Consider the following 15205-nt stretch of genomic DNA (forward strand, 5'->3'; position numbering starts at 1 on the left):
CGCCGACCGCGGGTCAGCGGGTCACGTGCGCCGCCCGGCGGGCGCGCCACCTGCCTTGCCGTGCTCTCAGCGGCAGGCGCCCCTCCGCCGGTACGGCGGGGTGCTGCCGATACCCTCGGCCGGGATGTCGAACGACACCGTGAGCCTGTTCCTGGCGATGCTGGCCGTCGTCGGCCTGGTGTTCGTCGCGGCGACCGCGGTGTTCGCCCTCGTCGCCAGGACCAGGGGGCTCGGTCCCGGCGCGGCCTCGCTCCGAGACGGCGTCTCGGACGCTGCGCTGCCGCTGGCGTTCGCCGTCGCCACGACGTGCACGCTGGGCAGCCTGTACATGTCCGAGGTCCGGCACTTCACGCCGTGCGACCTGTGCTGGTACCAGCGGATCTGCATGTACCCGCTCGTCGTGGTGCTCGGGATCGCTGCGCTGCGCCGTGATCGCGGCATCTGGCGCTACGTCCTGCCGATCGCACTGATCGGCGCCGCCATCAGCACCTACCACTACCTGCACGAGCGCTTCCCCGACGCCGTCGCCACGTCCTGCAGCCTCGAGGCCTCGTGCTCGACGCTGTGGATCTGGGAGCTCCACTTCCTTTCCATCCCCGGCATGGCGTGGGTCGGCTTCGTGCTGATCGCGACGCTCGTGCTCGTCGCCCGCTCGGCCGAGCGGCGCAGCCGCTCCGGCGGCGCCGTCGCCGGCCGCGCCGGGCGGACCGACGACCCATCCCCCCAGGAGGTGCCGGCATGACCGGCTCGAACCGCAAGCGCGACGCCCACGGCGGCGCCGACCCGTACTCCCGCCTCAGCAGGGCGCAGGAGCGGCGGAAGCTCACGTACCCGCTGGTGATCGGCGCGACCGTGCTGGTCGTCGCGGCGTGCGCGCTGATCGCGGTGCTCGCCACGCGCTCCGACGACGACGCGTCGTCGGCGGCCAAGGAGGGCTCGGGCGCCGCGGCGGCGGCGGACTCGAAGCAGGAGACGGCTGCGGTGACGGTGACGGGCGAGCCGCTGCCGGAGATGCCGTCGTCGACGGGATCGAGCCCGTTCACGAGCGCATCGGACGACCCGGCGATCGGCGCGGCCGCGCCGAAGATCGAGGGCGAGACCTTCGACGGCTCGAAGGTCACGATCGACCCGGCCGACGGCACGCCGAAGGTGATCGTCTTCGTCGCCCACTGGTGCCCGCACTGCCAGAAGGAGGTGCCGCTGATCCAGGAGTGGATCGACGAGGGCAACCTGCCCGAGGGCGTCGAGATCGTCTTCGTCAGCACCGCGGTCAGCGAGGACCGGCCGAACTACCCGCCGTCGGCGTGGATCGCGGACGAGGGCATCACCTCCCAGGTGGTCCTCGACGACGACCAGTCGGCCGCCGCGTCGGACTACGGCCTGACGAGCTTCCCGTACTTCGTGATGACGAACGGCCAGGGCCAGGTCGTGGCGCGGGGCAGCGGCGAGGTCCCGATGGCGCAGTTCGGCGCCGCCGTCGACGCCCTCGCCGAGGGCGAGGACCCGGCCGCCGCCGCCGGCTGACCGCACCGGAGCCCCCGACGGGCGATCGCGCCGGCCCGGTGCCCGGTCAGCGGGCGCGGGACTCGAGCGCGACCTTGCCGACGACCCGGCGCTCGAGGAGGTCACGGAGCGCGACGCCCACGTCCTCGAGCGGCAGGGTGGTCGGCTCGATCGGCGACAGCGCGCCGGCCTCGACCTGGGCGAGGACCTCGCGGAGCAGAGCGGCGTTCTCCTGCGGGTGCCCCAGCGCCCACGCGCCCCAGTCGACGCCGAGCACCGATCGGTTGCGCAGGAGGACCTGGTTGGCGGGCAGCGACGGGATGTCGCCCGACGCGAACCCGATGACCATGAGCCGACCGCCCTCCCGCAGGCCCCGCAGGCCGGCCTCGGCGAGCGAACCCCCCACGGTGTCGACGACGATGTCGGCCCCGCCGCCGGTGATCTCACGGATCTGGTTCCGCAGCGGGCCGGCCTCGGACTCGGGCACCGACGCGTCGATGACCGCGTTGGCGTTGCGCTCGATCACGAGCTGCAGCTTCTCGGGGCTGGACGCCACCGCGACCGTGTGGGCGCCGAAGGACCGGGCCACGTCGAGCATGGCCAGCCCGACGCCGCCCGCCGCGCCGAACAACACCACCCAGTCCTCGGGTCGCAGGACCGTGCGCCGGGTGAGGGTGAACCAGGCGGTGCAGTACGACTGGCCCATCGTCGCGGCCTGGCCGAAGGACAGGTTGTCGGGGATGCGGGTCAGCTGATCCGGCCGGAGGACGGCCTCGTCGGCGAACCCGCCGAGCCCGGTCGACGCCATCACGCGGTCGCCGACGGTCCATCCGTCGACCGCAGGCCCCACCTCGGTGATCTCGCCGGCGATCTCGGAGCCGGGCACGAACGGGAGCGGCGGCTTGATCTGGTAGCGGCCCTGCACGAACAGCGCGTCGACGTAGTTCACGCCGGAGGACCAGATGCGGACGCGAACCTGGTCGAGCCCGCAGGGGACCGTGTCGAGGTCCTCGACCACGAGGTCCTCTGGTTCGCCCAACGCACGGCACATCACGGCTCGCATGGGCGAGCAAGCTAGCGAACCCCGCCGGCCCGACGTCCCGTGGTGCTCGGGACGCCGATCCCGACGCCTCGAGCACCACGGGACGGGGCGGGGGAGCGCGAGTGGGAGGATCGGTGCCGTGGACGCCGTCGACCGCTCGCTCGCCGACTCCGATCTCCGTGTGCTCTGGACCGACACGGCGGACCGTCCCGGTCCGGCGGCGTCGCTCGACGGCGACGACCGGGCCGACCTGGTCGTGGTCGGCGCCGGCTACACCGGTCTCTGGGCGGCGCTGCGCTCGCTCGAGGCGGAGCCGTCGCGGTCGGTGCTGGTGATCGACGCCGGGGCGGTGGTCGGACAGGCGTCGGGTCGCAACGGCGGCTTCGTCTCGGCGTCGCTGACCCACGGGCTCGCCAACGGGATCGCCCGCTTCGGCCGCGACCTCGACGCCACGCTCACCGCCGGGAGGGACAACTTCGCCGGGCTGGTGTCCGACGTCGAGCGGCTCGGCATCGACGCCAGGCTCGAGCGCACCGGCGCGCTGGCCGTGGCCACCGAGCCGTGGTGCGTGCCCGAGGTGCAGGAGGACGCGGCGCGCCAGCGCGCCCACGGCGAGGACGTCGAGCTGTTCGACGCCGATGGCATCCGGGCGCTCGTCGACTCGCCCACGTTCCTCGCCGGGTCGTGGACCCGCTCGGGCGAGGCGCTGGTCGACCCGGCGCGCCTCGGCTGGGGCCTGGCCGACGCGGTGCGGGCGGCGGGCGGGCGCATCGTCGAGCGGACGCGGATGACCGGGCTCGAGCGGCACGGCGCCGGCGTGGTCGTCCGCACCGACCGGGGTCGGATCCGTTGCGGTGCCGTCGTGCTCGGGACCAACGCCGCCCGGTCGCCGGTGCGGTCGATCAACCGGCGCGTCGTCCCCGTCTACGACCACGTGCTGGCGACGGAGCCGCTGGGGGACCGGTTGGCCTCGGTCGGCTGGGCCGGCCGCCAGGGGATGTCCGACACGACCAACCAGTTCCACTACTCGCGGCTGACCGACGACGGCCGCATCGTGTGGGGCGGCTACGACGCGGTGTTCCACGACTGGGGCCGGATCGACGAGCGGTTCGAGGACCGGCCCGAGACCTTCCGGCGCCTCGCCGAGCACTTCCACACGACGTTCCCGCAGCTCGAGGGCGTGCGGTTCAGCCACCGCTGGGCCGGTGTCATCGACACGTCCACCCGCTTCTCGGTGTCGTTCGGCACCGCGCTCGACGGCCGGGTCGCGTACGCCGTCGGCTACACCGGGCTGGGCGTCGGGGCGTCGCGGTTCGGCGGCCACGTGTGCCTGGACCTGCTCTTCCGGCCCGAGTCGCCGCTGCTCGACCTCGACCTCGTCCGTCGGGCACCGCTGCCGTTCCCGCCCGAGCCGATCCGGACCGTCGGCGTGCAGCTCACCCGGCGGGCGATCGCCCGCGCCGATGCGCGCGAGGGCCGCCGCGGTCCCTGGCTGCGGCTCCTCGACCGCCTCGGGCTCGGCTTCGACAGCTGAGCCGGAGCGGGGCGGTCGGCTGCCGGCCCGGCCGACTTCGACAGTCCGCGAGCGCCGTCCTAGCGTCGCGGCCCATGCGGAGCCCCAAGGACTTCTTCAAGCCCCTCGCCGTCGGCGCCCCCGAGCCGCTGAGGGAGATCCCGTTCCGGCCGTCGCGGATGATCCACTTCTTCCCGCCGCACCTGGAGAAGGTCACCGCCAAGCTCCCCGACATCGCACCGACCGTCGACATCCTCCTCGGCAACCTCGAGGACGCCATCCCGATGGACGCCAAGGAGGCGGCCCGGGCCGGCCTGGTCGAGGTCGCGAAGGAGGTCGACCTCGGCGACACCCAGCTGTGGACCAGGGTCAACAGCCTCGACTCGCCGTGGGTGCTCGACGACCTGACGACGCTCGTGACCGAGGTCGGCGACCGCCTCGACGTGATCATGGTCCCGAAGGTCGAGGGGCCCGAGGACATCCACTACGTCGACCGGCTGCTCGCCCAGCTCGAGGCCAAGGCCGGCCTCACGAAGCCGCTGATGGTCCACGCGATCCTCGAGACCGCCCGTGGCGTCGCCAACGTCGAGGAGATCTGCCTCGCGTCGCCGCGGATGCAGGGCCTCTCGCTCGGCCCCGCCGACCTCGCGGCCAACCGCCGGATGAAGACGACCCGCGTCGGTGGCGGTCACCCGGGCTACCTCGTCCGCCAGGACCCGCCGCAGGGCGACGACGGCCCCGCCTACGACGCCGACCGCGCGAGCTACCAGCAGGATCTCTGGCACTACACGATCGCCCGCATGGTCGACGCCTGCGCGATGGCCGGCATCCTGCCGTTCTACGGCCCCTTCGGCGACATCAAGGACACCGTCGCCTGCGAGGACCAGTTCCGCAACGCCTACCTGCTCGGCTGCGTGGGCGCCTGGTCGCTGCATCCCGTGCAGATCGACATCGCCAAGAAGGTGTTCTCGCCCGACCCGGCCGACGTCGCCCACGCCCAGCGGGTGATCGAGGCGATGGGGGACGGGACGGGCGCCATCATGCTCGACGGCAAGATGGAGGACGACGCCTCGGTGAAGCAGTGCAAGGTGGTCGTCGCGCTGGCCCGGCAGCTGTCCGAGCGGGACCCCGAGCTGGCCGACCGCTACGGCTTCTGACAACCCGCCCCGCGTCCTGACGCCTGCCGCCGACCGTGGCGGTCGACCACGGGCGTCAGGGACCCGATCCGCACGTCGAGGAGACGATCGACATGACCGACGAGATCCGCCCCCGCCGCAGCGCGCTGTACATGCCCGGCGCGAACGACAAGGCGCTCGAGAAGGCGAAGACGCTGCCGACCGACGCGATCATCTTCGACACCGAGGACTCGGTCGCCCCCGACATGAAGGCCGTGGCGCGCGAGAAGGTGGCGGCCGCGGTGCAGTCGGGCGAGTACGGGTCCCGTGAGCTGACGATCCGGGTGAACTCGCTCGAGACCGAGTGGTCGGCCGACGACCTCCGGTCCGCGGCGCAGGCCGGCCCCGACGGCATCGTGGTGCCGAAGGTGAACTCGGCGGCCGACGTCGCCGAGGTCGAGAAGGTGATCGAGGCCGCCGGCGTCCCGGACCACACCCGCATCTGGGCGATGCTCGAGACGCCGGCCGCGATCGAGCGCGCCGTCGAGATCGCCACGTCGTCCGAGCGCCTGGCCGTGCTCGTCATGGGCACCAACGACCTCGCCAAGGAGCTGCGCGCCGCGCTCGTCCCGGGCCGTGCCCCGCTCCTGTGGGGCCTCGCCCGCTGCGTGAACGCCGCCCGCTACGCGGACAAGGTGATCCTCGACGGCGTCTACAACGACGTCCGCGACCCCGACGGGTTCGCGGTCGAGGCGGCCCAGGGCGCCGAGCTCGGCTTCGACGGCAAGACCCTGGTGCACCCGACCCAGGTCGAGCCGTGCAACGCCGCCTACTCGCCGTCGGAGGACGAGATCGAGTACTCGCGCCGGGTCATCGAGGCCTTCGACGAGGGGCTCGCGGCGGGCAAGGGCGTGATCACCGTCGACGGGCGCATGATCGAGAACCTCCACGTCGACAACGCCCGTCGGGCGATCGCGATCGCCGACGCGATCGCCGCGCTGTCGGACTGACCCGGTCGCGCCCGGGGCGGCGGGGCCGGATCAGCGGTGGGTGGCCCCGGTGAGCCCGCCGTCGGGGAGGTCGACCGGCGCGCCCTCCGCACCGCCGATCAGCTTGGCCAGCAGCCACTCGCCGGCGTTGACCGTCGGGTACCGGGCCGGGGCACCCTCGCCGACGCAGCTCGGGATCGGCGCGAGCTCCACGCTCGGGTCGCCGTCGAGGAACCGTGCGATCGAGCGGCGGCGCGGCGCACCCGGCTCGGGCGCGACCACCCGGTGCATCGTCGAGGTCCACCGGTCGTTGGTCCACATCGAGAGCATGTCGCCGATGTTGCACAGGATCGTCCCGTGCGGCGGGGTGAAGCCGTGCCACACGCCGCCCCGGAGCACCTCCAGGCCCGGCACGGGATCGGCGACGAGCAGCGTGATCACCCCGTAGTCGGTGTGGGCGCCGAGCCGCTGCTGGCCGTCGCGCACCTCCTCGCCGGCGGGCGTCGGGTAGTGGTTGGGGCGCAGCGTGATCACGGCGCGCTCGTTGCGGACGACGAGCCAGTCCTCGGGCAGGTCGAGCGCGAGCGCCATGGCCCGCAGCACGACGTCGGCGACGCGCCGCAGCTCGGCCTCGAGCGCGTCGTTGGCGGCCCGCAGGTCCCGGGGTTCCTCGGGCCAGATGTTCGGCTGGAACCACTCCCGGTGCTCGTCGAAGAACGGGCCGAGCGCGTCGTCGCGCCCGATCGAGTAGCCCTCCATGAGGTCGGGCGGCGTCTCCTCGCCCGAGGTGTAGGCGAGGGCCTGCGACGTGTACGGCGTGTAGCCGGTGTTGGCGTCTGACGTCGGCGGCACGTGCGCCAGCTTCTGCTCGAGCGGGAGGTCGAAGTAGCGCTGCCAGGCGTCGATCGCCGAGTCGATGACCGCCGGGTCCACGCCGTGGCCGGTCAGGAGGATGAACCCGCTGTCGCGCCCGGCGCGGTCGAAGGCGTCGACCACGGCACGGCCGGTGGGGCGGTGGGGGCCGTCCTCGAGGAGGGGACGGAGGTCGATCTCGTGCACGGGCGCGTCCATGGGGACGATCGAACACCGGCCGGTCGACGCGCGTCCGTGAACGCTCCGTGAACCGGGCGGGCCGCCACGTCTCGCGGGATGATGGCGCCATGACGATCTCCCTGGCGCAGACGGGCAACTTCATCGGTGGCGAGTTCCGCCCAGCGGAGTCGGGGGCGACCGACGACGTGCTCGACCCGTCGACCGGTGACGTGCTCGCCACCGTCGCATCCTCGGGCGCGGCCGACGTCGACGCCGCGGTGGCCACGGCCAGGGCGGCGTTCGAGACGTGGTCGGAGACCACGCCGCGCGAGCGCTTCGAGCGGATCACCGCCCTGGCCGACGCGATCGAGGCCGACCTCGACGGCCTGAAGGCCCTGGAGTCGGCGAACGTCGGCAAGCCGGTGTCGATCATCGACTTCGAGTTCGACCTCACCGTCGACAACTTCCGGTTCTTCGCCGCGGCGGCGCGCTTCATGGAGGGCCGGGCGGCGGGGGAGTACCTCGAGGACCACACGAGCTTCGTCCGCCGCGACCCCTTGGGCGTCGTGGCCTCGATCGCGCCGTGGAACTACCCGCTGAACATGGCGACGTGGAAGGTCGGTCCGGCGTTGGCGACCGGCAACACCGTCGTGCTCAAGCCGTCGGAGCTGACCCCGCTCACGGCCATCCGCCTGGCCGAGCTCGCGGCCGACATCCTCCCGCCCGGCGTCCTCAACGTCGTGCTCGGCCAGGGCGAGTCCGCGGGTGCGGCCCTCGTCGCGCACCCCGACGTGGCCATGGTGTCGGTCACCGGCGACGTCTCGACCGGCAAGCTCATCGCCCGCAACGCGGCCGAGACGCTCAAGCGCGTGCACCTCGAGCTCGGGGGCAAGGCCCCGGTCATCGTGTTCGACGACGCCGACCCGGCCGCCGTCGTCGAGTGCCTGACCGAGATGAGCTACTACAACTCCGGCCAGGACTGCACCGCCCCCTGCCGCGTCGTCGCCGGTCCGAAGGTGTTCGACGACGTGGTGTCCGGGCTCACCAGCTCGGTCGGGTCGCTGCGGTGGGGCGACCCGTCGGATCCCGACGTGGCGGTCGGTCCCGTCATCTCGGCGGAGCAGCAGGCGAAGGTCGCCGGCATGGTGGACCGGGCCGTGGCCGCCGGCGCCGAGGTCACGACCGGTGGGCGGGTCGGCGACCGGTCCGGATTCTTCTACGAGCCGTCGGTCGTCGTGAACCCCGCCCAGGACTCCGAGATCGTGCAGCGGGAGGTCTTCGGGCCCGTGGTCACCGTGCAGCGCTTCGACGACGAGTCCCAGGCGCTGGCCTGGGCCAACGGCGTCGACTACGGACTGGCGTCATCGGTCTGGACGAACGACGTGGGACGTGCGCTCCGCATGGCGAAGCGGCTGCAGTTCGGCACGGTGTGGGTCAACGACCACATCCCGATCGTCTCCGAGATGCCCCACGGCGGCTACAAGCAGTCGGGCTACGGCAAGGACATGTCGGTCTACGCGCTCGAGCACTACACCGAGATCAAGCACGTCATGATCAAGCTCTGACCCACCCCGTCCGCCCGCCCGGCCCTCGCCCGAGGGCCTCGACCTACCCCTGGAGCATCGCGACGGTCGCGGCGGCGAGCCTGGCCTCGGTGAGGCCCGGCGCCGAGGCGGTCACCGTGATGACGGCGGGACCGGTCGACACCTGCACCTCGCCCCGCTCGTCGTCGAAGCTGATCGCGCTGGCGGCGAACGAGCCGAGCCCCGGTGCGGGGTCCTCGTCGCCCGACACGGCGGCCTGCGCCTCCGAGTCGTTGGGGTGCGGCGTCATCGTCACCGCCAGCTCGTGCGTCCCGTCGCCGCCGTCCTGGGACCACGTGCACGACGTGTCGGTGGCCGTGACACGGGCGGGCGGCGCGCCCAGCAGGTCCTCGATCCCGCTGGTGCCGAGCGACGAGCAGAAGTCGCTCGCGTCGCGTGCCGTCGTGTCGGTGCCCGTCCCTGCGACCGCCGTCGGCGTCGTCTCGGTGGGCGTGGCCTTCTCCGAACCGTCGGCGCCCTCGTCGTCGCCGCCGCTGCACGCGGCGACCGTGGCGACCAGCACGAGGGCGGCCAGGGGGACGAGCGCGGTCCGGGCGTGGCGGAGCATCCTTCCAGGCTAAGGAGAGGTCGCGGATTCCGGCCCCTGACGTCGCGGCGGTGGGAGGATCGTGGGGTGAGCGATCAGCAGCAGCAGCCGCCCGCCGGCCCACCGCCCGGCTGGTACCCGGATCCGCAGGGGGTGACCCGGTGGTGGGACGGGACCGCGTGGGGTCAGGCCGCGCCGCCGGCCCAGCCGGCGCCCGGCGCCGTGGCGGCGCCGTACGGCGGGTACCCGGCAGCCGCGACCGGCGTCCAGGCCCAGACGTCCACCGCCGCCCTGGCCCACGCCCTGGGTGCGATCGGGTTCATCGTGCCGTGCTTCGGCTGGGTCGGCCCGCTGGTCGTCCACCTGACCACCAAGCCGGAGCAGCCCTTCGTGCGCCACCATGCAGCCGAGGAGCTCAACTTCCAGCTCACGCTCGTCATCGCCTACGTCGCGAGCTTCGTCCTGATGTTCGTGTGCGTCGGGTTCGTCACGTTCGTCGTCGTGTGGATCATGAACCTGGTGTTCCCGATCATCGCCGCGGTCGCGGCGAACAGGGGCGAGTGGTACCGCTACCCGATCAACATCCGCATGGTCTCGGGCGCCGTCGGCTGAGGCGGTCCGCCCTCGGCGCAGGTGGCCCCGGGGCCGTCAGGCGCCCTGCCGCTCCACGAGCTGCTTCGCGATGACCCGCAGGCAGAGCACCTCGTCGGCGCCCTCGAAGATCGACAGCACGCGGGCGTCGACCCACAGCCGGCTGACCGTGTACTCCTCGGCGTAGCCCATGCCCCCGTGGATCTGCATCGCTTCGCGGGTCACCCACTCGGCGGCCTTGCAGACGTAGGCCTTGAGCAGCGCGGCCTCGAGCCGGCCGTCACCCGAGGCCACCTGGCGGGCGATGTCGTAGGAGAACTGGCGGGCGCCCTGGACGATCACCGCCATGCGGCCGAGCTTGGCCCGGGTGAGCTGGTAGTCGTGGACCGGCTGGCCGAACACGTTGCGGTCGATCGAGTACTGACGGGCCTCCTCGAGCGCGGCCTGCATGACGCCGACCGCCCGGGCCGCCGTCTGGATGCGCCCGTTCTCGAACCCGGCCATCTGGTAGTAGAAGCCACGGCCGAGGCCGGCCTCGCCGCCGATCAGGTTCTCGTCGGGGACGAACCAGTTCTCCAGCGCGATCTCGTAGGAGTGCATGCCGCGGTAGCCGATCGTGTCGATCGGGCGGCCCTCCATCTTCCCGCCGCCGTGGTCGTTGTCCTGCGTCTGCCGGAAGCCGTGGCCGTCGCCGCGCTCCTTCGGGACGATGAACATCGACAGGCCCTTGTGGGTCTTGCTGCGGTCCGGGTCGGTCCGGGCGAGCAGCATGAGCACGTCGGCGCGGGCCCCGAAGGTGCACCACGTCTTCACGCCGTTGATCAGCCAGCCGCCGTCGACCTGGGTCGCCTGCACCTTCACGCCGGCCACGTCGGAGCCGTAGTCGGGCTCGGTCACGGCGACGGCGTTCATCACCTCGGCCGAGGCCAGGCGGGGCAGCCACTCCTGCTTCTGCTCCTCGGTGCCCCCGGCCTCGAGGGCGCGGGCCAGGATCTCCGGGCGCGTGATCAGCGAGCCGCCGGCGCCGAGGGACCCGCGCGACAGCTCCTCGGTGGCGATGATCATGGCCACGTAGTCCGACTCCGTGCCGCTCGCGAAGCCGCCGTGCTCCTCGCTGATCGACAGTCCGAAGGCGCCCATCTCGGCGAGGCCGGTGATGATGTCCTCGGGGATGTCGGCGTTCTCGCGGTGGATGTGCTCGGCAACCGGGGCGATCTTGTCCTCGGCGAAGCGGCGGAAGGTGTCCTGCACCATCTCGAAGTCGTCGGCGAGGCCGCGGGGACCGTCGGTGTCGGCGAGCGACGCGAGGAACGCCGGCGATCCGTAGGCGGCGGTGACGGCGCGCGTCGCGTCGAGGTCGCCCGGCTCGACGCCCCACTCCTCCTCGCGGCCGAACACCTTGGCGGCGACGTCCGCGAGTGCGCCTGCGGCGAAGGCGCAGGCGATGGCGGCCTGCTGGTCGCCCTGCGCGCCGTAGGTCAGGAGGCTCCGGGAGGCCACGACGCCGGCCGTCGCGTGGGCGATGTCGTAGGCCAGGACCTGGTTGTCGTCGATGCCGTTCTTGGCCAGCTGCGCGATGCCGCTGTCCAGGACGCCCTGGGCCACGTCGAGGGCCGTGGCGACGGCGTCGAGGTCGGGACGGGGGAGGTCTGCGCTCGTCATGGGCGCGAGGTTACCGGTCGGTAACGGCGGGCCTCCAAGCCGTCGCAGCCACGTCGCCGGCGCCCTCGGGCCCACGCCCGGCGCCGTCCGGGTCCGCGACGGCGTCGAGGTGAGTGAGCAGGTCGCCGAACGGCATGGGCGGCGCCAGCGCGAACCCCTGGGCGGTGTCGCACCCGATCGCCCGGAGGGCGCCGATCACGGTCGGGTCGGCGACGCCCTCGGCGGTCACGGTCAGGCCGAGGTGGTGGCCGACGTCCACGATCGACCGCACGATCCGGTCGTCGCCGTCGAGGAGCTCCTCGACGAAGCGCCGATCGATCTTGACCTCGTCGATCGGCAGGTCGCGGATCAGCGCGAGCGACGAGGCGCCGCTGCCGAAGTCGTCGACGCTGAAGCGGATGCCGACGTCGTGGAGTCGCCGGATCACGTCCGCGCTCTGGCGGGGGTCGTCCATCAGCTGGCCCTCGGTCAGCTCCATCCAGAGGCTGCCCGGCACGAGCTCGATGTCGTGGGACAGGTCGCACAGCCAGTCGACCCAGACGGGGTCGTAGAGGTTGCGCGTCGACAGGTTCACGCTGGCCGAGCGCAGGCCCCGCCCGGTCAGCGTCGCGAGCGCGTCGCACGCCCGGACCGTGACCGTCTGGGTGATCGACCGGATCGCGCCCGACACCTCGGCGAGCTCGATGAAGTCGGCGGGGGCGAGGAGCCCGTGCCGGGGGTGGCGCCAGCGCACGAGCGCCTCGACGCCGAAGGTGGACATCGTGCGAAGGTCGACCCGGGGCTGGAAGTGCACCTCCACGTCGTCGGTGAAGCCGGACTCGCGCAGGTCGGCGAGCAGCTCGAGGCGCCGCACCGCGGCGACCTCCTGGGCGGGGCAGTAGACGACGTGGCCGCCGCCGGCCTGCTTGGCGTCGTACATCGCGCCGTCGGCCCGGCGCATGAGGGTCTCGGCGTCGTTGCCGTGCTCGGGTGCGATCGCGACTCCCACGCTGGCGCTCACCTGGAGCCGGTACTGGCCGACCTGCACCGGCTCCTCGGCGAGCTCGGTCAGCCGCCGCGCGACCTCCTCCGCACCACCCGTCGTGGCGTCGGTCGTGAGCAGGACGGCGAACTCGTCGCCGCCGAGTCGGGCGATCGTGTCGCAGTTGCGGAGGCGGTTCGACATGCGGCGCGACAGCTCGCGGAGCAGCGCGTCCCCGTACTCGTGGCCGAGGGCGTCGTTGACGTCCTTGAACTGGTCGAGGTCGACCATGAGCAGCGCCACCGGCGCACCCGTGCGGTCGCCCTCGATCAGCGCACGGCCCAGGCGCTCCTGCAGGAGCGCTCGGTTGGGCAGCCCGGTCAGCGCGTCGTGGGTCGCCTGGTGGCGGAACGCCTCGGCCATGCGGGCCCGCTTGGTCACGTCCTCGAGCGAGATCCCCACGCAGCGGTCGGGGAGGGGGACGGCGCGCATGGAGAACACCTCGTCGACACCCTCGATCTGCACGAACGGCTCGTCGTGGGGCTCGCCATCGCGGATGACCTGCGCCATGTCGTCGAGGAACTCGTCGCTCACCGGCAGCAGGTCGGCCAGCCGGTGGCCGATCGCCGCCTCGTCCAGGTCGGCGATCGCGGTGGCCGCGGGGTTGGCGGCCTGGAGCACGAAGCTCGTCGGGTCGTCGGGGTCGGCCATGCTCAGCACGACGAGGGCGATCGGGATGCCCTCGACGAAGTCCGAGTAGCGCCGCACCGAGCTCTCGGCCTCCCACCGGGCGGTCTCGTCGACGAGCACGCCGCGCCGCCGGGTCACCCGGCCCGTGCCGTCCACGGTCACCCGCACGCGGTTCTGGATGCGGCGGGTCCGGCCCCAGGCGTCGACGATGCGGAAGTGCACCTCCACGTTCTCGCCGGCGGCGACCAGCCGCTGGCTCTCGAGCACGACCTCGAGGTCGTCGGGGTGGACGCGGCTCGTGAAGAACGCGGTGTCGCGCACCTGGTCGAGCCCGTAGCCGAGCAGGTCGACCACGTGGTCGCTGAGGAACTCGGCCGGCCCGGCAGGTCCGGCACCCTCCCAGACAGCGGCGTCGATGCCGTTGACGAGCTCGTCGTAGCGCTTGCGCTGGGCCGCGAGCGTCCGGGCCACGTGGCCGAAGATGATCGTCGAGAACGTGCACGTGACGACCCAGGCGATGAGGTACGGCACCCACGCGTCGGGCGAGCTCCACAGCCCGATGGCGAGCAGCGCGATCGCCGTCGGCGGGAGCAGCCGCCACGACGCCCGCGGGCCGAACCAGAACACGTAGAGCCCCGTGCTGGACACGAGCACGACGATGACCACCCCGTAGGCCTCGGGCACGAGCATCGCCACGGTGCAGGCGACGGCGATGTCGCCGAGCGCCAGCAGGGCCGGGACCGTCCCGCCGCGCTGGACGCGCCGGGTGAGGCAGAGGTTCGACGCGGTGGCGAACAGGAGGATGGCGGCGCCGATCTGCAGCCGGAGGTCGCCGAAGAGCGGCAGGACCATGACCGCGGCACCGATCACGACCGCGGCGACGGTCCGCCAGCGGAGGATCTCGAGCTGGGCCGCCTGCTGGTCCGCGGTGGCGGCGTCGTGGACGCCGGTGGACGGGGTCGCGGACAGCACGGCGGACGCGAGCGGTGCATCCCGTTCCGTGCCCTCGTGCGCGTCGCGCCCCATCGATCTCGTCCCTTCCCGAACCCCGCTCGGTGCGGGGTCCCTCGCCTGCGCTGCCCGGCGGGGCGGTACCTCTCCTCGTGGCGCTGCGTGTGGTGCCCGCCTGCGGCGCCGTCGCGTGCTGTGTCCTCGTGACGTTGCAGTGCTCACTTGAAGCGCACGGTACACCACGCTCCGTGAGCTACTTGGAGGGTAGATCTCCCAGTCGACGTGGCAAGGATCGAGGACCCGGAGGGGCCGCGCGACCCACGTTTTCGGGCCGAACGGACCAGTCGGGGTGGCGGGGAGGCGGGGCGGGAGCGAAGCCGCGAGGTCACGCACCGTGACCGGCGGGCACCCGGCCCCCCGGGCGGTTGGGTGCCCCCGACGCCGCTCCGTTACCGTCCGGCGCATGACCGTCCACGACCGCCCCTTCGGCCGCTACCTCGAGGACTTCGAGCCCGGCGACATCTACCGGCACTGGCCCGGCAAGACGATCACCGAGTACGACGACCACCTCTTCTGCATGATCACGATGAACCACCACCCGTTGCACACCAACGTGTGGTTCGCGGAGAACGAGACCGTCCACGGTCGCAACGTCGTCGTGGGCAACCTCGTGTACTCGCTCGTGCTCGGCATGAGCGTCCCCGACGTGTCGGGCGCCGCCATCGCCAACCTCGAGATCGAGACCCTGCAGCACAAGAACCCGACCTTCCACGGCGACACCATCTACGCCGAGACCCGGGTGCTCGAGACCCGCGAGTCGTCCAAGGGCGACCGCGGCATCGTCACCGTCGAGACCAAGGGCTTCAACCAGGACGGCGTCGAGGTCTGCTACTTCAAGCGCAAGGTGATGGTCTGGAAGCGCGACGCCGCCCCCCAGCGCTCGCGGCCCTACGCCGACGACGTCTGGGAGGGCTGAGCCCCTCCGCCCAGCGACCGGGTCCGGCGACGTCGCGCGCGAGTCTGGGG

The 15205-nt window shown here is 72.6% G+C and carries 13 protein-coding genes; 8 read left to right on the top strand and 5 right to left on the bottom strand.

Features of this window, described 5'->3' with window-relative positions:
- Window positions 1-124: 124 nt before the first annotated feature.
- Both LH044_RS19140 and LH044_RS19145 read left to right on the top strand, forming a co-directional pair.
- Window positions 125-742, top strand: a complete 618-nt coding sequence (locus LH044_RS19140; protein ID WP_227757236.1) for a disulfide bond formation protein B — start codon at window positions 125-127, stop codon at window positions 740-742.
- Window positions 739-1524, top strand: coding sequence for a TlpA family protein disulfide reductase (locus LH044_RS19145; protein ID WP_227757237.1), 786 nt, complete (start codon window positions 739-741; stop codon window positions 1522-1524). The genes LH044_RS19140 and LH044_RS19145 overlap by 4 nt, the downstream gene beginning before the upstream one ends.
- A 46-nt stretch (window positions 1525-1570) precedes the next feature.
- On the opposite strand, the gene LH044_RS19150 is transcribed toward LH044_RS19145, so the two are convergent.
- Window positions 1571-2566, bottom strand: coding sequence for an NADPH:quinone oxidoreductase family protein (locus LH044_RS19150; protein WP_227757238.1), 996 nt, complete (start codon window positions 2564-2566; stop codon window positions 1571-1573).
- 118 nt (window positions 2567-2684) lie between these two features.
- Here LH044_RS19150 and LH044_RS19155 point away from each other — a divergent pair, with 118 nt between their 5' ends.
- The 3 genes from LH044_RS19155 to LH044_RS19165 all read left to right on the top strand — a co-directional run bounded on the left by LH044_RS19155 (window position 2685) and on the right by LH044_RS19165 (window position 6183).
- On the top strand, window positions 2685-4079 hold the full coding sequence (locus LH044_RS19155; protein WP_227757239.1) for an NAD(P)/FAD-dependent oxidoreductase: 1395 nt from the start codon (window positions 2685-2687) through the stop codon (window positions 4077-4079).
- Between the two features lie 74 nt (window positions 4080-4153).
- A complete protein-coding gene (locus LH044_RS19160; protein WP_227757240.1) occupies window positions 4154-5215 on the top strand; it encodes an HpcH/HpaI aldolase/citrate lyase family protein in 1062 nt (353 codons plus the stop codon).
- Window positions 5216-5307: 92 nt separating this feature from the next.
- Window positions 5308-6183: an HpcH/HpaI aldolase/citrate lyase family protein gene (locus LH044_RS19165; RefSeq protein WP_227757241.1), complete on the top strand. Its 876-nt coding sequence runs from the start codon at window positions 5308-5310 to the stop codon at window positions 6181-6183.
- A 30-nt stretch (window positions 6184-6213) separates the two neighbouring features.
- On the opposite strand, the gene LH044_RS19170 is transcribed toward LH044_RS19165, so the two are convergent.
- Window positions 6214-7233: an isopenicillin N synthase family dioxygenase gene (locus LH044_RS19170; RefSeq protein WP_227757242.1), complete on the bottom strand. Its 1020-nt coding sequence runs from the start codon at window positions 7231-7233 to the stop codon at window positions 6214-6216.
- Between the two features lie 89 nt (window positions 7234-7322).
- Here LH044_RS19170 and LH044_RS19175 point away from each other — a divergent pair, with 89 nt between their 5' ends.
- Window positions 7323-8759, top strand: coding sequence for an aminobutyraldehyde dehydrogenase (locus LH044_RS19175; protein WP_227757243.1), 1437 nt, complete (start codon window positions 7323-7325; stop codon window positions 8757-8759).
- Between the two features lie 43 nt (window positions 8760-8802).
- Here the strand turns inward: LH044_RS19175 and LH044_RS19180 are convergent, their stop codons facing one another.
- A complete protein-coding gene (locus LH044_RS19180; RefSeq protein WP_227757244.1) occupies window positions 8803-9345 on the bottom strand; it encodes a hypothetical protein in 543 nt (180 codons plus the stop codon).
- A gap of 66 nt (window positions 9346-9411) precedes the next feature.
- Here LH044_RS19180 and LH044_RS19185 point away from each other — a divergent pair, with 66 nt between their 5' ends.
- A complete protein-coding gene (locus LH044_RS19185) occupies window positions 9412-9936 on the top strand; it encodes a magnetosome magnetite crystal formation protein family (RefSeq protein ID WP_227757245.1) in 525 nt (174 codons plus the stop codon).
- Window positions 9937-9972: 36 nt separating this feature from the next.
- Here LH044_RS19185 and LH044_RS19190 read toward each other — a convergent pair whose 3' ends face one another.
- Window positions 9973-11577, bottom strand: a complete 1605-nt coding sequence (locus LH044_RS19190; RefSeq protein WP_227757246.1) for an acyl-CoA dehydrogenase family protein — start codon at window positions 11575-11577, stop codon at window positions 9973-9975.
- Window positions 11578-11587: 10 nt separating this feature from the next.
- Entirely contained in the window at window positions 11588-14254 is a 2667-nt protein-coding gene (locus LH044_RS19195; protein WP_227757247.1) for an EAL domain-containing protein, read from the bottom strand.
- 388 nt (window positions 14255-14642) lie between these two features.
- Here LH044_RS19195 and LH044_RS19200 point away from each other — a divergent pair, with 388 nt between their 5' ends.
- Window positions 14643-15155, top strand: a complete 513-nt coding sequence (locus LH044_RS19200) for a MaoC family dehydratase (RefSeq protein ID WP_227757248.1) — start codon at window positions 14643-14645, stop codon at window positions 15153-15155.
- Window positions 15156-15205: the final 50 nt, after the last annotated feature.

Origin of the sequence: Dermatobacter hominis (assembly GCF_020715685.1) — a bacterium.
In the GTDB taxonomy this organism is placed as follows: domain Bacteria; phylum Actinomycetota; class Acidimicrobiia; order Acidimicrobiales; family Microtrichaceae; genus Dermatobacter; species Dermatobacter hominis.